Below are 18155 nucleotides of genomic sequence, written 5' to 3' on the forward strand. Positions count from 1 at the left end.
GTTCTATGTGCAGGAACGAGGGGCCGCCTGGATCTTGCTCGCGAACCTCGTCAACGCTGACACGCGCAGCCTGAATAAACGCGCTGTGCTTACGTTTTTCGCGAGCAAGCTCGCTCCTACAGGGCGCCTGGGACGGATGAGACGCCTGTTCAGGGCGTCTCGCGAAAGTGCTGATAGCCACGCACGGCTGGGGTGATGTCCTGCCCGTTCGCGTCGAGCAGCGTCACCCCCTGCCCCACCTCGACCCGGCCGATCACATGCACCGGCCAGCCGCCCGCCAGCAACGGCGCCAGCTCGGTCGGTGGCAGAGTGAACACCAGCACGTAGTCATCGCCACCACTCAAGGCCGCCACTCGCGCGGCATCATCCCCCACAAACGCGAGCAGGGCCTTGGACAAAGGCAGCGCCTGGCGCTCGATCAGCAGGCTGACGGACGACGCCTTGGCGATATGCCCGCAATCGGCCAGGAGCCCGTCGGAAATATCCATGGCTGATGTGGCCTTGCCCCGCAGCGCCAGGCCCAGGGCCAATTGCGGTTGCGGCGACCAGTAATGCGCCAGCAGTGGATCGGCGATGGCCGCCTCGGCGCTGCGCTGGCCCAGCACCAACGGCAAGGCGCCGGCAGCATTGCCCAGTTCACCGCCCACACACAGCAGGTCACCCGGACGCGCACCGCTGCGCGTCAACGCCTGCCCGGCCGGCACCCGGCCAAACACGGTCAGGGTCAGGCTCAGCGGCCCGCGCGTGGTGTCGCCGCCGACCAGGCCCACACCGCAGCTTTGCGCCATGGCGTTCAGCCCCTGGGCATAGCGTTGCAGCCAATCGGCATCGACCGTCGGCGTTGTCAGGGCAAGGGTAAACGCAAGGGGATGGGCGCCCATGGCGGCCAGGTCACTCACCGCCACGGCCAGCGAGCGCTGGCCGAGCAGGAACGGATCACAGGGGTCGGCAAAGTGCACGCCGGCCACTAAGGTATCGGTAGAGATTGCCAGTTGCTCCCCAACGGGGAGCGCCAGCAGGGCGCAGTCGTCGCCGATCCCCAGGGCAATGCCTTCGCCGCCCTGCGCACAGGGCGCGGCGGCGAAGTATTTACGGATCAGCTCAAACTCGCCCATCGGGAACTCAAGCGCGGATCAGCGCTTGTGTTCCTTCACTTCGGCTTCACGCAGGCGCGGAGCCAGTTTATCGAGCACACCGTTGACGAACTTGTGGCCGTCGGTCGAACCGTAGACTTTCGCCAGTTCGATGCCTTCGTTGATCACCACGCGGTACGGCACGTCGACGCGCTTGAGCAGTTCCCAGGTGGACAGGCGCAGTACGGCCAGTTCAACCGGGTCCAGTTCTTCGATGGTCAGGTCCAGGCACGGCGTCAGTGCAGTGTCGATCTCGGTCAGGTTGGCCGGGACACCATGCAGGATGTCGTGGAAGTAGCTCTGGTCGGCGAAGGTGAAATCGTTGTCGACACGAAATTGCGCTTCGATTTCATTCAGCGAGGTACCCGCCATGTGACGCTGGTACAGCGCCTGGGTAGCGAGTTGGCGAGCTGCACGACGCTTTTCGCTTTTCGATGGCTTGCCGGCATCCGCAGGACGCTCGTCGCGCGGGTTGAAACGATCGCTCTCGTCGGAAATCACTTGGCCTCCAACTGCGACAGCAGGCTGACCATTTCCAGGGCGGACAGGGCAGCTTCAGCGCCTTTGTTACCGGCCTTGGTGCCGGAACGCTCGATGGCTTGCTCGATGGAATCCACGGTCAGCACGCCGAAGGCAACCGGCACGCCGAACTCCATGGACACCTGGGCCAGGCCCTTGGTGCATTCGCCGGCGACGTATTCGAAGTGCGGAGTACCGCCACGAATGACCGCGCCCAGGGCGATGATCGCCGCGTATTCGCCCTGCTGCGCAACTTTTTGCGCAACCAGTGGAATTTCGAAGGCGCCAGGGGCGCGGATGAGGGTGATGTCGCTTTCGCTCACACCGTGGCGAACCAGGGCGTCCACGGCACCGCTTACCAGGCTTTCAACCACGAAGCTGTTGAAACGGCCAACCACCAGGGCATAGCGGCCTTTGGGGGCGATGAAGGTACCTTCGATGGTCTTCAGGGTCATTCGACAAATCTCTTAAAGAGCCGGGACGCGAAAAGTGCGTCCCTCAGTGATGATTTAACCGCGAACAAGGGGCGAAAATCGCCGGCCTTTATTCGGAGGGCACGTATTCTACAACTTCCAGGTCGAAACCGGATATCGCATTAAATTTCATCGGTGCGCTCATCAGGCGCATTTTGCGTACGCCGAGGTCGCGCAGGATCTGCGAACCGGCCCCGACGATGCTGTAGGTGGTCGGTGTCTTGACCTGGGTGTTCTCGGCGGTTTCACGAATATGCGCGAGCAATACGTCGCCATCCACCGGGTTGCCCAGCAGCAATACCACACCGCTGCCGGCCTCGGAAACCGCAGCCATGGCGGCGCGCAGGCTCCAACGACCGGGTTGCTTGACCATCAGCAGGTCACGCAGCGGGTCCATGTTGTGCACGCGCACCAAGGTCGGTTCTTCGGCGCAGATGGTGCCCAGGGTCAGCGCCATGTGCACATCGCCCTCAACGGAATCACGGTAGGTCACCAAATTGAATTGGCCCAGTTCGCTGTCCAGCGGCTGCTCGGCAATCCGCTGAACGGTACGTTCGTGGATCATCCGGTAGTGGATCAGGTCGGCGATGGTGCCGATCTTGAGGTTGTGTTCGGCGGCAAACGCCTCGAGCTCGGCGCGGCGGGCCATGGTGCCGTCGTCGTTCATCACTTCGCAGATCACGCCGCTCGGCTCGAACCCGGCCATGCGCGCCAGATCGCACGCGGCTTCGGTGTGGCCGGCACGGGCCAGGGTGCCGCCCGGTTGAGCCATCAGCGGAAAAATGTGGCCAGGGCTGACGATGTCTTCGGCCTTGGCGTCTTTCGCGGCGGCCGCTTGCACGGTGCGCGCACGGTCGGCGGCGGAAATACCGGTGGTGACGCCGGTGGTCGCTTCAATCGACACGGTGAACTTGGTACCGAAACCCGAACCATTGCGCGGCGCCATCAACGGCAGCTTGAGCAACTCGCAGCGCTCGCGGCTCATGGGCATGCAGATCAGCCCACGGGCGTGCTTGGCCATGAAGTTGATGTGTTCGGCCTGGCACAGTTCGGCGGCCATGATGATATCGCCTTCGTTCTCGCGGTCTTCGTCATCCATCAGGATGACCATCTTGCCTTGGCGGATGTCTTCAACCAGTTCTTCGATGCTATTGAGCGCCACAGGGCACCCCCTTGGTCAGGATTTCAGGTAGCCGTTAGCGGCCAGAAAACTCTCAGTGATGTTCCCGGTTGCAGGCTCTGCGGCCTTATCGCCCAGCAACAGGCGCTCCAGGTAACGGGCAAGCAAGTCGACTTCCAGGTTCACCCGGCGACCCGGCTGGTACGACGCCATGATGGTTTCGCTCAGGGTGTGGGGAATGATGGTCAGTTCAAATTCAGCGCCGTTCACGGCGTTCACCGTCAGGCTGGTGCCGTCGACGGTGATCGAGCCTTTGTGGGCGATGTACTTGGCCAATTCTTTTGGCGCGCGGATGCGAAATTCCACGGCGCGTGCGTTTTCGCTGCGCGATACCACTTCGCCGACACCGTCGACGTGGCCGCTGACCAGGTGGCCGCCCAGGCGGGTGGTCGGGGTCAGGGCTTTTTCCAGGTTGACCGGGCTGCCAGCCTTGAGGTCGTTCATCGCGGTGCAGTCCAGGGTTTCCCGGCTGACGTCGGCGGCAAAGCCGTTGCCCGTCAGCTCGATGACGGTCAGGCACACGCCGCTGACCGCGATGCTGTCGCCCAATTTGACGTCGCCGAGGTCGAGCTTGCCGGTTTCAACCAGCAGGCGCACATCGCCGCCCTTGGGGGTCATGGCACGGATGCTGCCGATGGATTCGATAATGCCGGTGAACATGGCCTTCTCCTGGAAAACGGTACGGGCACTTGAGCGCCCGGTCAGAATTATACGCGCGCGGGTGGAAGCGGGATGGCAGTGACTCGCCAGTCGTCGCCTACAGCGCGCATTTCAGTGATCTTGAGTTGGGGGGCATCCGCCAGTTTCTCAAGCGGCCAGTCCAGCAAAGGCCGGGCGGCGGAGCCGAGGAACTTGCCGGCGACGAAAATCACGTATTCGTCGACCAGGCCCTGCTGGGCAAATGCACCCGCCAGGCTTGGGCCGGCCTCCACCAGCACTTCATTGACGCCACGGGCCGCCAGCGCCACCAGCGCCGAGCGTAGGTCAACCTGGCCATCGACGCCGGGCACCACCAGGCATTCGGGGCCACGGGGGAACTGGTTTTCCGCAGTGACGCAGGTAATGACCAGCGCCGGGCCGGCCTTGAAGAACGGCGCATTGAGCGGCACCCGCAGGCGGCCGTCGATCAGCACGCGCAACGGCGGGCGTGACATGGCCAGGGCGGTGGTGGCGTCATCCAGGCCCAATTCGGCGGCGCGCACGGTCAGGCGCGCACCGTCGGCCAATACCGTGTCGGCGCCGGTCAGCACCACACTGGCCTGGGCGCGCAGGCGCTGTACCGCGGCGCGGGCGGCGGGCCCGGTGATCCATTGGCTCTCGCCGCTGGCCATCGCAGTGCGGCCATCCAGGCTCATCGCCAGCTTGACCCGCACAAACGGCAGGCCGTGCTCCATGCGCTTGAGGAAGCCTTTATTGAGGGCGCGGGCTTCCCCTTCCAGCACACCGCTGTAGACCTCGATACCGGCCTGGGCCAGGCGCTGCATGCCGCGCCCGGCAACTTCCGGGTTAGGGTCCTGCATCGCCGCGACCACCCGCGCCAGCCCGGCACTCACCAGTGCGTCGGCGCAAGGCGGGGTATGGCCATAGTGGCTGCAAGGCTCGAGGGTCACATAGGCCGTGGCGCCTCGGGCTTTACCCCCGGCAGCGCGCAAGGCATGCACTTCGGCATGGGGCTCGCCGGTGCGCACATGCCAGCCTTCGCCGACGACCTGCCCATCACGCACAATCACGCAGCCCACTCGCGGGTTGGGATGGGTGGTGTACAGGCCATTACGCGCCAATTCGAGGGCGCGGGCCATGTAGTGAGCGTCGAGGACAGCCTGTTCAGCAGAAGGTGGGTTCATTTCTTGACCGGCTCACGGGCCAGGCGGTCGATCTCTTCGCGGAACTCATTGAGGTCCTGGAAGCGTCGATACACCGAGGCGAAACGGATATAGGCGACTTCGTCGAGCTTTTGCAGCTCGCCCATCACCAGCTCTCCAACCACCAGGCTCTTGACCTCGCGCTCGCCGGTCGCACGCAGCTTGTGCTTGATATGCACCAGCGCCGCCTCCAGCCGCTCGACACTCACCGGGCGTTTTTCCAGGGCGCGCTGCATACCGGCGCGCAATTTGTCTTCATCGAAAGGCTGGCGACTGCCGTCGGACTTGATCAGACGTGGCAATACCAGTTCGGCGGTTTCGAAGGTGGTGAAACGTTCACCGCAGGCCAGGCATTCGCGCCGGCGACGCACTTGATCGCCCTCGGCGACCAGACGTGAGTCAATGACCTTGGTGTCGTTGGCACCGCAGAAGGGACAGTGCATGGTGGCAGGCAACAAAAAAAGGGAGGGCCATGGTAGCGCATCCCCGTGGCAAGACAAGCCATAGCCTTTACGGTATATAGGCTGACTATTATGTTTCATACTTTTTAAGCCACGGATTTTGTCCTTTCTGGAGCCGTACATGCAGTTACGACCACTTGTTTTACTCACCCTGTTCAGTGTTCTGGTCGCCTGCAGCAGCGAAGCCCCGAAACCATCGACCCCCCAACCGACGCCGCAGCAAGAGAAAAAAGTCCCAGGCATTGAAGACGTCGGCCCGCTGCCGGCCTATCAACGGGAAATCAACGGTACCCTCACCAACGTGCCCAGTGGCGCCGAGGTGGAGCTGGCGCTGCTGGTGATCGACGACCGCAGCCGCCCGCAACAACTGCTCGCCAGCAGCGTGCTCAGTGGCAACGGCAAGCCCCTGGCCTTCCGCCTGCGCTTCAACCCCGAAGCGTTCCCGGCCGGTGCACGGGTTGAGTTACGCGGCCGTGCCAGCCAGTCCGGCCAGCTGATCCTGCACCTGCCCGCCGTACGCATCACCCAGGCGATCACCCAGACCACCGGCCCCCTGCAACTCGTCAAGGCACCATGACGCCACCGCTGGACCTGCAACGCGCCCTGAGCGAACTGATCGGCGACGCGCACCTGGTGCCCTGCCCCCTGCCGGGCACCGAGCTGTCGTTGTGGCTGCTCGATGCCGACAATATGGACCGCGCCTTCAGCCCCGAAGAAACCCGGCGCATCCTGCATGAACCGCCCTACTGGAGTTTTTGCTGGGCCAGTGGCCTGGCACTGGCGCGGTACCTGGCAGCGAACCCGGAATGGGTGAAGGGCAAGCGCGTGCTGGATTTCGGCGCCGGCTCCGGTGTGGCCGGGATTGCGGCGGTCAAGGCGGGCGCGTTGGAAGTGGTTGCCTGCGACCTGGATCCGCTGGCGTTAGCGTCCTGCCGCGCGAATGCCGAACTCAATGGTGTGGAACTGAGCTACTCAGCGGACTTTTTCGCCGAAGCCGACCGCTTCGACCTGATCCTGGTGGCTGATGTGCTGTACGACCGCGCCAACCTGCCCTTGCTCGACCACTTCCTCAGCCGTGGCCGCGAAGCGCTGGTGGCGGATTCGCGAGTGCGGGACTTCCAGCACCCGGCCTATCGGCGGCTGAAGATACTCGATGCGCTGACGCTGCCGGACTTGGCCGAGCCTTGGGAGTTTCGCAAGGTGAGCCTGTACCATTCGCGAAGATAACCCCCAATCGTCAGGCCATTTCCGACTTTTTTGAGCGTGAGGCTTCCTTCGGCGAAGCCCTTATGCGCAATGGCATCTACTCACTTTTTTCTGTGGCGAGCGGGCTTGTCCCGCGTTGGGCTGCGCAGCAGCCCCAATAAGAACGCTGCAGTGTGCCAGGCAGCTCCGGGGCTATGTTTGAGGGCTGCTGCGCAGCCCAACGCGGGACAAGCCCGCTCGCCACAGTCACAATGTTTCTCCTTAACTGACTGGCATTAGGGCTTGCGCTTGATCATCAGCACCCTGCTCCTTCCGGTAGCCTTCACCAGCCCTTATAGTTGCGCCATTCCCGCTTTATTCGAGACGCCCCATGAGTGAGCCCACGCCGTACATCTTCGATGTCACCACCGCCAACTTCGACCAGGCGGTGATCCAGAACTCCTTTGAAAAGCCCGTGCTGGTGGACTTCTGGGCCGAGTGGTGCGCGCCGTGCAAGGCGTTGATGCCGCTGCTGGCGCAGATTGCCGAGAGTTATCAGGGCGAGTTGCTGCTGGCCAAGGTCGATTGCGAGGCCGAGCAGGACATCGTCGCGCGTTTCGGTATTCGCAGCCTGCCGACGGTGGTGCTGTTCAAGGACGGCCAGCCGGTGGACGGGTTTGCCGGGGCACAGCCAGAGTCGGCAGTGCGGGCCATGTTGGAGCCTCATGTGCAGATGCCGCCGCCGGCTGCGGCGGACCCGCTGGAGCAGGCCCAGGCGTTGTTTGCCGAGGGCCGTATCAGCGACGCCGAAGCCGTATTGGTGACATTGCTGGGCGAGGACAATACCAACGCCGCCGCGCTGATTCTGTATGCCCGCTGCCTGGCCGAACGCGGTGAATTGGGCGAAGCCCAGACCGTGCTCGACGCCGTGAAGAGCGACGATCACAAGGCCGCCCTCGCCGGGGCCAAGGCGCAGATCACCTTCCTGCGCCAGGCGGGTGACCTGCCGGATGCCGCCGACCTGAAAAGCCGCCTGGCGCAAAACCCGCAGGACGATGAAGCGGCCTATCAGTTGACCATCCAGCAGCTGGCACGCCAGCAGTACGACGCGGCGCTGGAAGGCTTGCTCAAGCTGTTCATCCGTAACCGCAGCTATGGCGAAGGCTTGCCGCACAAGACCTTGCTGCAGGTGTTCGAGTTACTGGGCAATGATCACCCGCTGGTGACCGTGTACCGTCGCAAGTTGTTCGCTGCGTTGTACTAGTCGCTCTGTAGGAGCGAGCTTGCTCGCGAAAAACGCCAGGGCGCCGCGTTCATCCAGAATACCCGCGTTATCGTTAACGACTTTCGCGAGCAAGCTTGCGCCTACAAGGGCTCAATCCAGGTATAGAGCGGCGTATCCCCGCCGCTGCTCACCTTGACCTTGGCGCTATGGCGCAGGCGCACCAGCAGACGCTTGCCCGCCGAGGCATCCCCCGCCAAACCTTCCAACTGGTCGAGCAGCTCCAGGCCATTGAGCTGCCCGGCATGACGCAAGAGGTCCTGGGCGTGTTGCCACAGGTCATCATTGTGCTTGACCGGAGCAACCGGTGCGGCCGCCGCGCTGTTCACTGGCGTCGCCTGTAGCTGCGCGCCGAGTCGCGCCCAATCGCCATCATCCAGCTCCAGGGTCAAATCCACCGGCAGGTCGCCGACGGTTCCACGAATTCGCAACATCGTCCTTACTCCTGCATTTTTCTGACGAGCATGCTCCCATGCGGCTTGCGCAACGCCAAGCGGACGGTCAAACTCTGCCGAATATTGTTATAAGATCACATAACAAAACTTTCATGTTCTGGAGCCTTGTCATGCGCCGTCTGATGCTTGCTTTGCCGTTCGCCTTGTTGCCACTGGCCGTCGCTCACGCCGCGGATGAACACGACCACGATCATGAGCACGGCAGCCTGGGTGCTCATGAACACGGTGTTGGCCGCCTCAACGCAGTCCTCGACGGCCAGGCCCTGGAGCTTGAACTGGACAGCCCGGCGATGAACCTGGTGGGCTTCGAACATGCGGCAACCAGCGCCGCCGACAAAGCCAAGGTCGCCGCCGCGCGCAAACAGCTGGAAAACCCGCTGGCCCTGTTCAACCTGCCCAAGGCCGCTGGCTGCGTGATCAGCACCCAGGAACTGAACAGCCCGCTGTTCGGCGACAAGCCGGAAGCGGACCATGATGATGACGATGATCACGACGCCAAAGACGGCGCCCATGAGCATCATCACGACCACAGCGAAATCCACGCCCACTACCAGTTCACCTGCGCCACGCCGACCGCCCTGAGCAATCTCGACCTGACGCAAGTGTTCAAGACCTTCCCCGCCACCCAAAAAATCCAGGTACAACTGATCGGCCCAAGCGGCCAGCAGGGTGTTGAAGCGACGCCGCAGGCAGCTACCCTGAAGTTCTGATTGGAATGCGCCCCCACAGGCGATCGGCGCCATTTTTCGTAACCTCGTTAGCAGGCGATACTGATTTCCCATGACTCAAGCGCTCATCGAACTGTCCGACCTGGGCTTCAACTGGCCCGGTCACCCCCAGTTGCTGGACATCCCCGCGTTCCGCCTGGAAGCGGGTGAAACCCTGTTCCTCAAGGGCCCAAGCGGCAGTGGCAAGACCACCCTGCTCGGCCTGCTGGGCGGTGTGCAGAAGCCCAGCCGAGGCAGCATCCGCCTGCTCGGGCAGGAGCTGACCGACCTTTCGGCCGGTGCCCGTGATCGCTTTCGCGTCGACCACACCGGCTATATCTTCCAGCAGTTCAACCTGCTGCCGTTCCTGTCGGTGCGCGAGAACGTCGAGCTGCCGTGCCACTTTTCCAAGCTGCGCGCGCAACGTGCGATCCAGCGTCACGGCAGCATCGACCAGGCCGCCGCGACCTTGCTGGCGCACCTGGGCCTGAAAGACCTCGACCTGCTGGAACGCCGCGCCGATTCGTTGTCCATCGGCCAGCAACAACGAGTCGCCGCCGCCCGCGCACTGATCGGCCAACCAGAACTGGTGATCGCCGACGAGCCCACCTCGGCCCTCGACTACGACGCCCGCGAAGCCTTCATCCAGCTGTTGTTCGCCGAATGCCGCGAAGCCGGTTCCAGCCTGTTGTTTGTCAGCCATGACCAGAGCCTGGCGCCGTTGTTCGATCGCAACCTGTCGCTGGCCGAACTCAATCGCGCCGCCACGCCCGCAGAGGTTTGAGATGTATTTGTTTCGTCTAGCCATGGCCAGCCTGGCTAACCGTCGCTTTACCGCGATCCTCACCGCCTTCGCCATCGCCCTGTCGGTGTGCCTGCTGCTGGCGGTGGAGCGCGTGCGCGTTGAGGCGCGCAACAGTTTCGCCAGCACCATCAGCGGCACCGACCTGATCGTCGGCGCGCGCTCCGGTTCGGTCAACCTGCTGCTGTATTCGGTGTTCCGCATCGGTAACGCCACCAATAACATCCGCTGGGACAGCTACGAACACTTCGCCGCCAACCCCCAGGTGAAATGGGCGATCCCGATTTCCCTCGGCGACTCCCACCGCGGCTACCGCGTGATGGGCACCAACGAATCGTACTTCGAGCACTATCAGTACGGGCGCAAGCAAAACCTCGAACTGGCCAGCGGCCGTGCCTTCGCCACCGACCCGTTCGAAGTGGTGCTAGGTGCCGAAGTGGCCGATGCACTGCACTACAAGCTGGGCGACAAACTGGTGCTGGCCCATGGCGTGGCAGCGGTCAGCCTGGTCAAGCACGACGACAAACCGTTCACCGTGGTCGGTATTCTCAAGCGCACCGGCACGCCGGTGGACCGCACGCTGCATATCAGCCTCGGCGGCATGGAGGCGATCCATATCGACTGGCACAACGGCGTGCCGGCCCAGGGCAAAGGCCGCATCAGCGCCGACCAGGCACGCAACATGGACCTGACCCCGCAAGCCATCACCGCCTTTATGCTTGGCCTGAACAACAAGATTTCCACCTTTGCGCTGCAACGGGAGATCAACGAATTCCGTGGCGAGCCGATGCTGGCGATCCTGCCCGGCGTGGCGCTGCAAGAGCTATGGAGCATGATGGGCACCGCTGAAAAGGCGCTGTTCGTGATCTCACTGTTCGTGGTGCTGACCGGTTTGATCGGCATGCTCACAGCGATCCTCACCAGCCTCAACGAACGCCGGCGCGAAATGGCGATCCTGCGTTCGGTGGGCGCGCGGCCCTGGCACATTGCGACGCTGCTGATCTTCGAAGCCTTCGCCCTGGCGCTGTCCGGTGTGATCGCCGGCGTGGGTTTGCTGTATGTATGCATCGCCGCGTCGCGCGGATATCTACAGGCCAATTACGGCCTGGACCTGCCGATGTCCTGGCCGAGCGAATATGAGTGGACGTTACTGGCCGGTATCCTTGCAGCGGCACTGTTGATGGGCAGCGTGCCCGCCTGGCGTGCCTATCGACAATCTTTGGCCGACGGCCTGTCCATACGTTTATGAGGAAGGCTTCGATGCGTCGCGCTCTGTTTGCGTTGTTACTGCTGGTGGCTGTGCCCGCCTGGGCGGAGGATCAGCCCAGGGATCTATCCTGGCAGGAGATGATCCCGCCGGACGCGCCGCCGGAAATCCCCAACATGAAACCGCTGCACGACCTGTCGAACATGGCCGATGCCTTGTCCGTCGAAGCGGCGCCTGCGGCCAAGCAGGACTTGCCCAATGCGCCGGTGGTGCAAAGCCTCGACGGCCAGCATATTCGCCTGCCGGGTTACATCGTGCCGTTGGAAGTCAGCGAGGAAGGCCGTACCACCGAGTTCTTGCTGGTGCCGTATTTCGGCGCGTGCATCCACGTGCCGCCGCCGCCGTCGAACCAGATCGTGCACGTGAAAAGTGAGGTTGGGGTGAAGCTCGATGAGCTGTACCAGCCGTACTGGATCGAAGGGGCGATGCAGGTCAAGCCGTCGTCCAGTGAGCTGGCGGACGCCGGCTACCAGATGGATGCCGAGAAGATTTACCTCTACGAACTGCCGGAATAACGCTTATCACCCTTTCATTGAGCTGAGTCAAAAGTCCGAACGGAACGATCTTTACCATTGGACGTACAACTTTTAAACGTCCCTTGGAGCTCCCATGAACAACAAGTCTCTGCTCGGCGCGTCCCTCTTCGCGCTCGCCCTCGCGGCCCCCGTAGCCCACGCTCACGAAGCGGGCGACATTCTGGTTCGCGCTGGTGCAATTACCGTGAACCCGAAGGCCGACAGCGGCAGTGTCAAGGTAGACCAGGGCCCGCTGGCCGGTACCAACCTGGGCGGCAAGGCGACCATGGACAGCGACACGCAACTGGGTCTGAACTTCGCCTATATGTTCACCAGCCACTGGGGTATCGAACTGCTGGCGGCTACCCCGTTCGAGCATGATGTGAAGCTCAAGAACACGGCTCTCAGCGCCGCCAACGGCAAACTCGGCACCCTGAAACACCTGCCGCCAACCCTGAGCGTTGTGTACTACCCGCTGGACAGCAAGTCGGCGTTCCAACCGTATGTGGGTGCCGGTATCAACTACACCTGGATCTATGACGAACACGTCAGCAGCGGCGCCCAACAAGCTGGCTTCAGCAACTTCAAGGCCGATAACTCCTGGGGCTGGGCCGCGCAAATTGGTGCCGACTACATGATCAACGATAAGTGGATGATCAACGGCCAGGTGCGCTACATCGACATCAGCACCACCGCCACCGTTGAAAACAACGGAGTGGCCCCAGGCACTCGCGCCAAGGTTGATGTCGATGTCGACCCATTGGTCTACATGGTCGGTATCGGCTACAAGTTCTAAGCGAAATCGAACAAACGCCACACAACCAATGTGGGAGGGGGCTTGCTCCCGATAGCGGTGGATCAGTCAATGAATCGGTTGACTGACACCGTGTTATCGGGGGCAAGCCCCCTCCCACATTTTTGCTTTGTGTGGTGTCAGCCGCGGCGGTAGAACCGGTCCAGCAACGCCGGCAACCCGGCCCGCCACGCCCGTGGCTTGATGCCAAAGGTATGCAGGATTTTCTTGCAGGCCAGCACCGCATGTTGCGGTTCGTCGCCCGCATCCGGCCGCGCCGCATGAGCCTGGGCGGTGGGCGATTCGATCGCCAGCGGATGAAAGTGACGCGCTTCGGTAAGAATCGCCTGGCCCAGCGCCAACGGGGTCGTCGCCTCGTGGCCGGCATAGTGATAGGTGCCCCATAGCGGCGCCGCGCAATCGAGTTGCTTGAGCACCGAAAGGATCACCCGCGCGGCATCGTCCACCGGGGTCGGATTGCCGCGCCGGTCGTCTGCCATCAGCAATTCCTCCGCTTTCTCCGCACGGGCCAGAAAACGCCCGAGGGTGCCGTCGACGCTGTCGTCCAGCAGCCAGCCGAACCGTAGCAGTACGTGTTGCGGGCAAGTGGCGCGCACGCTTTGTTCGATCCGCCACAACGCCTGGCCACGCAGGCCCAGGGGCACCGGTTCGTCTTTTTCGCTGTAGGCGGTGGCGCGGGAGCCATCGAACACGCGGTAGCTGGACGGTTGCAGCAGGGTAATGGTGTGGTGCTGGCACAGTTCGGCCAGACGTTCGATCGCATACTCCTGGGACGCCAGGCGGGTTTCGCTGACCGCCTCTGCCTGGAACCAATCGAAATAGTAGGCGAGGTTGATCAACGCATCGGGACGGGTGTCGTCGAGCAATTGGGTGAGGCTTGCGGCATCCCAGCCGTCTTGGGGCGGTTTGGGTGCGAGGAAACCGATGTCTTCCTCTGCACCGAGGCGAATCAGCGCCTGCCCGAGGGCATTCCCGCCGCCCAGTAACATAAGGCGCATTCGCATAGATTGAGCAGGCCCGGTCTGTTTGGAACGATGGTTATTGTCAGCCGCCTTGTGAGCGATGCTGTGGGTAGTTGCCAGAATCGTTGCATTTTGCGGGTTTGTAGCGCAACCGTCACTTATAAAGTGCGGGGTTGCACGTTGTTGGACGGCGGTGAGCAGGCTTGCCCCGCGTTGGGCTGCGCGGCGGCCCCAATGAGGTAGGATTGTTTTATGAACCTTCCTGAATCAACGGACACGGTATTGAACGGTTTCCACCCCGCCGTCAGCGCCTGGTTCCATAGTACTTTTCCCTCGGTGACCCAGGCCCAGGCCGAGGCGTGGCCGTTAATCCGCCAGCGCCGCTCGACGCTGATCGCCGCGCCCACCGGTTCCGGCAAGACGCTGACCGCCTTCCTGGCCGTACTGGATGACCTGGTGCACCAAGGCCTGGCCAACGGCGGGCAGTTGCCGGATGAAACCCTGGTGGTGTACGTGTCGCCGCTCAAGGCGCTGTCCAACGATATCCAGATCAACCTGCAAAATCCGCTGGCCGGGATCACCGACCATCTGCAGCGCCTGGGCTTGCCACCGCTGGCGATCCGCACCGCCGTGCGCACCGGCGACACCCCGCAAAAAGACCGCGCACTGATGCGCAAGCGCCCGCCGCATATCCTGGTGACGACACCGGAATCGCTGTATGTGCTGCTGGGCTCGGACTCCGGCCGGCAGATGCTCGCCAGCACGCGCACGGTGATTGTCGATGAAATCCACGCCATCGCCGCCGGCAAGCGCGGTAGCCACCTGGCCTTGAGCCTGGAGCGCCTGCAAGGCTTGTGCGCCGAGCCGCTGACCCGCATTGGCCTGTCCGCCACGCAAAAGCCCATCGAGGCCGTGTCGCGCTTTCTGGTGGGCAGCGAGCGCCTGTGCGACATCGTCGATATCGGCCACGCCCGCCCCCGCGACCTGGATATCGAAGTGCCGCCGGTGCCACTGTCGGCGGTGATGGCCAACGATGTGTGGGAGCTGGTCTACGACCGCCTCGCCGCCCTGGCCCGTGAACACCGCACCACGCTGATTTTCGTCAACACCCGGCGCCTGGCCGAACGCCTGGCCCGGCACTTGAGCGAGCGCCTGGGCAAGAGCGCAGTGGCCGCCCACCACGGCAGCCTGGCCAAGGAGCTGCGCCTGGACGCCGAGCAACGCCTCAAGGCCGGCACCCTGCAAGTACTGATCGCCACCGCGTCCCTGGAGCTGGGGATTGATATCGGCGATGTCGACCTGGTGTGCCAGATCGGCTCGCCGGGTTCCATCAACGGGTTTCTGCAACGCGTTGGCCGCTCCGGGCACCAGGTTGGCGGCACACCCAAGGGGCGCCTGTTCGCCACCACCCGCGACGACCTGATCGAATGCGCCGCGCTGCTCGACTGCGTGCGCCGGGGCGAACTCGACACCTTGCATATCCCGATTGCGCCGCTGGACGTACTGGCCCAGCAGATCATCGCCGAGGTCAGCGCCCAGGAATGGTCGGAACAGGCCCTGCTCGACCTGATCCACCGCGCCGCGCCCTACGCCGCGCTGGATAACCACCATTACCAGGCGCTGTTGCAGATGCTCAGCGAGGGCTACAACGGTCGCCAGGGCATTCGCAGCGCCTACCTGCACCGCGACGCCTTGACGCGCACCTTGCGCGGCCGCCGGGGCGCCAGACTCACCGCAGTGACCAGCGGCGGCACCATCCCCGACAACGCCGACTACAGCGTGTTGCTCGAACCCCAGGGCCTGAATATCGGCAGCGTCAACGAAGACTTCGCGGTGGAAAGTATCGCTGGGGATATCTTCCAGCTCGGGAATACGTCCTACCGCATCCTGCGCGTCGAGGCCGGCAAGGTGCGGGTCGAAGACGCCCACGGCCAGCCGCCAAGCATTCCGTTCTGGCTGGGCGAGGCACCGGGGCGCAGCAACGAATTATCCGCCGCGGTGGCGCGCTTGCAGGGGCAATTGGACACGCTGCTCAGCGCCACCCCCGGCGACCTGCAAGGTGCACACGACTGGCTGACCGTCACCCTCGGCCTGAACCGCGCCAGCGCCGAACAAATCCTCGATTATCTGGCGCGCACACGCCTGGCCCTGAGCGCATTGCCGTCCCAGGACACGTTGATCATGGAGCGCTTTTTCGACGAGTCCGGCGGTACCCAGTTGATCATCCACACGCCGTTCGGCAGCCGCGTCAACCGTGCCTGGGGCCTGGCCTTGCGCAAGCGTTTTTGCCGCACCTTCAACTTCGAACTGCAAGCGGCGGCCAGCGAGAATGCGATTGTGCTGTCGCTGTCCACCAGCCACAGTTTCGAGCTGGACGACGTCTGGCGCTATTTGAACAGCCACAGCGCCGAACACCTGCTGATCCAGGCCGTGCTTGATGCGCCGCTGTTCGGTGTGCGCTGGCGCTGGAACGCCGGGGTGGCCTTGGCGTTGCCGCGTTATACCGGGGGGCGCAAGGTGGCCCCCCAGATCCAGCGCATGAAAAGCGAAGACCTGATCGCCTGCGTGTTTCCCGACCAGATCGCCTGCCTGGAAAACCTCGCAGGCGAACGCGAAGTGCCTGAGCATCCGCTGGTGGAACAGACCCTCGATGACTGCCTGCACGAAGCCATGGACAGCGACGCCTGGCTGGCCCTGTTGCGGCGCATGGAGCGCGGCGAAGTGCGGTTGATCAGCCGCGACTTGCCGGCGCCCTCGCCCATGGCCGCCGAAATTCTCAACGCGCGCCCCTACACCTTTCTCGACGATGCCCCGCTGGAAGAACGCCGCACCCAGGCCGTACTCAACCGGCGCTGGAGCGACCCGCAAAGCACCGACGACCTCGGTGCGCTGGACGCGCAGGCCATCGACGGCGTGCGCGAAGAAGCCTGGCCGGCGCCCCAGGGCCTGGATGAAATGCATGAGGCGTTGATGAGCCTGGCGTGCATCGCCAGCCACGAAGTCACGCCACAGTGGGCGCAGTGGCTGCATGCCTTGGCCAAGTGTGGCCGCGCTTATTGTTTGTCGAACGGTCTTTGGGTGGCCGTGGAGCGCTTGAGTTGCGTGCAGACGATTTATCCCAACCACCTGCCGCTGCTACCGGGGTTCGATGAGCCCTGGACTCACGATGACGCGCTGGTGGAACTGCTGCGCGCGCGCCTGGCTGGCTTCGGCCCGCTGACGCTGATCGAAATTGCCGCGCCCCTCGGCCTGCCGGTGGCCGACATCGCCCAGGCCCTGGCACGCCTGGAGCAAGAAGGCTACGTGCTGCGCGGGCACTTCAGTCCCGGCATCGGCGAAGAACAATGGTGCGAACGGCACTTGCTCGCGCGGATTCATCGCTACACGGTCAAGCGCCTGCGCCGGGAAATAGAGCCGGTGGCGTTGCAGGATTTCATGCGCTTTCTGTTCGATTGGCAGCACCTGTCCAACAGCACCCGCGGCCAGGGCAGCGCAGTGTTGCCCCAGATTGTCGGGCAGTTCGAAGGCTACGCGGCGGCCGCCTCGGCCTGGGACAGTGACCTGCTCAGTGCGCGGATCAAGGATTACACTCCCACCTGGCTCGATGACCTCTGCCGCAGCGGCAGGCTGGTGTGGATACGCCTGAGCAATAAACCCGGCGCCATGGCGTTGCGCAGCACCCCGGTAGTGCTGTTGCCGCGCAGCCAGGTACCGCTATGGAGCGGGCTGACCGAACAGACGGACAGCACGACGTTGTCGCCCAAGGCACAAAAAGTCCACTTGGCCCTGCGCGAACACGGCGCGCTGTTTTTCGACGAACTGGTGCACGAAGCCCATCTGCTGCGCAGCGAACTGGAAGGCGCCCTACAGGAATTGGTCGGCGCCGGCCTGGTCAATGCCGACAGTTTTGCCGGGCTGCGCGCGCTGACCACGCCCGCCAGTAAACGCCAGGCGCGCAGCAGCCGACGTGGGCGCGGCGCATTGGTTGGCGGGATGGACGATGCCGGGCGTTGGGCGCTGATTCGGCGCCCGCCGGAAGCGGCCGCACCGCACTCCGCCGAGACGCTGGAACATGTGGCGATGACCCTGCTGCGGCGTTATGGCGTGGTGTTCTGGCGATTGCTGGAGCGCGAGGCGGATTGGTTGCCGAGCTGGCGCGAATTGCTGCGCACGTTCCATCGGCTCGAGGCGCGGGGTGAGATTCGCGGCGGACGGTTTGTCAGTGGCTTGGCCGGGGAACAGTTTGCCTTGCCGGAGGCGATCCCGTTACTGCGCGAAGTGCGGCGGCGGCCCCATGACGGTAGCTTGATCGCAGTGTGCGGCGCCGACCCGTTGAACCTGGTGGGCACGCTGTTGCCGGGCAGCAAGGTGCCGGCGGTGAGTGGGAATCGGCTTGTGTACCGGGACGGGTTGCCAGCGGCGGTGATGGTCGCCGGCAAGCAGCAGGTGTTGTTGGAGGTGGATCAGCAGGCGGTGCTGGAGAAGTTGATCAGGCATTGAGTCATAGTGACTTTGAAGGCCCCTCCCCCAGCTTGATC

General features: G+C 63.6%; 18 protein-coding genes. 9 read left to right on the forward strand and 9 right to left on the reverse strand.

The genetic code is table 11. The features are described 5' to 3' along the window. Nucleotides 1–149: 149 nt before the first annotated feature. The 7 genes from thiL to nrdR all read right to left on the reverse strand — a co-directional run bounded on the left by thiL (nt 150) and on the right by nrdR (nt 5610). Nucleotides 150–1115, reverse strand: coding sequence for a thiamine-phosphate kinase (gene thiL / locus AC1Q6I_RS16925; protein ID WP_024077646.1), 966 nt, complete (start codon nt 1113–1115; stop codon nt 150–152). A gap of 18 nt (nt 1116–1133) precedes the next feature. Further along, a complete protein-coding gene (gene nusB, locus AC1Q6I_RS16930) occupies nt 1134–1634 on the reverse strand; it encodes a transcription antitermination factor NusB (protein ID WP_024077647.1) in 501 nt (166 codons plus the stop codon). Further along, nucleotides 1631–2107 carry a 6,7-dimethyl-8-ribityllumazine synthase gene (gene ribH / locus AC1Q6I_RS16935; RefSeq protein WP_003194576.1) on the reverse strand — a complete coding sequence of 159 codons (477 nt, stop codon included), beginning with the start codon at nt 2105–2107 and terminating at the stop codon, nt 1631–1633. Before ribH ends, nusB begins: the two co-directional genes overlap by 4 nt. Before the next feature lie 88 nt (nt 2108–2195). Next, complete coding sequence (gene ribBA, locus AC1Q6I_RS16940; RefSeq protein ID WP_024077648.1) at nt 2196–3287, reverse strand: bifunctional 3,4-dihydroxy-2-butanone-4-phosphate synthase/GTP cyclohydrolase II; 1092 nt, start codon at nt 3285–3287, stop codon at nt 2196–2198. Nucleotides 3288–3302: 15 nt separating this feature from the next. Next, complete coding sequence (locus AC1Q6I_RS16945) at nt 3303–3965, reverse strand: riboflavin synthase (protein WP_024077649.1); 663 nt, start codon at nt 3963–3965, stop codon at nt 3303–3305. Nucleotides 3966–4012: 47 nt separating this feature from the next. After that, nucleotides 4013–5149 carry a bifunctional diaminohydroxyphosphoribosylaminopyrimidine deaminase/5-amino-6-(5-phosphoribosylamino)uracil reductase RibD gene (ribD, locus tag AC1Q6I_RS16950; protein ID WP_024077650.1) on the reverse strand — a complete coding sequence of 379 codons (1137 nt, stop codon included), beginning with the start codon at nt 5147–5149 and terminating at the stop codon, nt 4013–4015. Continuing rightward, nucleotides 5146–5610 carry a transcriptional regulator NrdR gene (gene nrdR, locus AC1Q6I_RS16955; protein ID WP_041161032.1) on the reverse strand — a complete coding sequence of 155 codons (465 nt, stop codon included), beginning with the start codon at nt 5608–5610 and terminating at the stop codon, nt 5146–5148. The genes ribD and nrdR overlap by 4 nt, the downstream gene beginning before the upstream one ends. A gap of 139 nt (nt 5611–5749) precedes the next feature. On the opposite strand from nrdR, the gene AC1Q6I_RS16960 reads away from it, so the two are divergent. The 3 genes from AC1Q6I_RS16960 to trxA all read left to right on the forward strand — a co-directional run bounded on the left by AC1Q6I_RS16960 (nt 5750) and on the right by trxA (nt 8077). Beyond that, on the forward strand, nt 5750–6205 hold the full coding sequence (locus tag AC1Q6I_RS16960; protein ID WP_024077652.1) for a YbaY family lipoprotein: 456 nt from the start codon (nt 5750–5752) through the stop codon (nt 6203–6205). After that, nucleotides 6202–6855, forward strand: a complete 654-nt coding sequence (locus AC1Q6I_RS16965) for a class I SAM-dependent methyltransferase (RefSeq protein ID WP_102625664.1) — start codon at nt 6202–6204, stop codon at nt 6853–6855. Before AC1Q6I_RS16960 ends, AC1Q6I_RS16965 begins: the two co-directional genes overlap by 4 nt. 349 nt (nt 6856–7204) lie before the next feature. Next, a complete protein-coding gene (gene trxA, locus AC1Q6I_RS16970) occupies nt 7205–8077 on the forward strand; it encodes a thioredoxin (RefSeq protein ID WP_024077654.1) in 873 nt (290 codons plus the stop codon). Between the two features lie 101 nt (nt 8078–8178). On the opposite strand, the gene AC1Q6I_RS16975 is transcribed toward trxA, so the two are convergent. Continuing rightward, nucleotides 8179–8529 carry a hypothetical protein gene (locus tag AC1Q6I_RS16975; protein ID WP_024077655.1) on the reverse strand — a complete coding sequence of 117 codons (351 nt, stop codon included), beginning with the start codon at nt 8527–8529 and terminating at the stop codon, nt 8179–8181. Between the two features lie 131 nt (nt 8530–8660). On the opposite strand from AC1Q6I_RS16975, the gene AC1Q6I_RS16980 reads away from it, so the two are divergent. The 5 genes from AC1Q6I_RS16980 (at nt 8661) to AC1Q6I_RS17000 (ending at nt 12637) form a co-directional block, all read left to right on the forward strand. Further along, nucleotides 8661–9260, forward strand: a complete 600-nt coding sequence (locus AC1Q6I_RS16980; RefSeq protein ID WP_024077656.1) for a DUF2796 domain-containing protein — start codon at nt 8661–8663, stop codon at nt 9258–9260. Between the two features lie 70 nt (nt 9261–9330). Beyond that, complete coding sequence (locus AC1Q6I_RS16985) at nt 9331–10041, forward strand: ABC transporter ATP-binding protein (RefSeq protein ID WP_024077657.1); 711 nt, start codon at nt 9331–9333, stop codon at nt 10039–10041. A gap of 1 nt (nt 10042) precedes the next feature. Further along, nucleotides 10043–11308, forward strand: a complete 1266-nt coding sequence (locus tag AC1Q6I_RS16990) for an ABC transporter permease (protein ID WP_024077658.1) — start codon at nt 10043–10045, stop codon at nt 11306–11308. Between the two features lie 11 nt (nt 11309–11319). Continuing rightward, nucleotides 11320–11841: a DUF3299 domain-containing protein gene (locus AC1Q6I_RS16995; protein WP_041161033.1), complete on the forward strand. Its 522-nt coding sequence runs from the start codon at nt 11320–11322 to the stop codon at nt 11839–11841. 94 nt (nt 11842–11935) lie between these two features. Next, on the forward strand, nt 11936–12637 hold the full coding sequence (locus AC1Q6I_RS17000) for an OmpW/AlkL family protein (RefSeq protein WP_024077660.1): 702 nt from the start codon (nt 11936–11938) through the stop codon (nt 12635–12637). Nucleotides 12638–12774: 137 nt separating this feature from the next. Here the strand turns inward: AC1Q6I_RS17000 and AC1Q6I_RS17005 are convergent, their stop codons facing one another. Continuing rightward, on the reverse strand, nt 12775–13659 hold the full coding sequence (locus tag AC1Q6I_RS17005) for a sugar nucleotide-binding protein (protein ID WP_024077661.1): 885 nt from the start codon (nt 13657–13659) through the stop codon (nt 12775–12777). Nucleotides 13660–13869: 210 nt separating this feature from the next. On the opposite strand from AC1Q6I_RS17005, the gene AC1Q6I_RS17010 reads away from it, so the two are divergent. Continuing rightward, nucleotides 13870–18117, forward strand: coding sequence for a DNA glycosylase AlkZ-like family protein (locus tag AC1Q6I_RS17010; protein ID WP_102624511.1), 4248 nt, complete (start codon nt 13870–13872; stop codon nt 18115–18117). Nucleotides 18118–18155: the final 38 nt, after the last annotated feature.

Source organism: Pseudomonas sp. MPR-R2A5 (assembly GCF_058793055.1).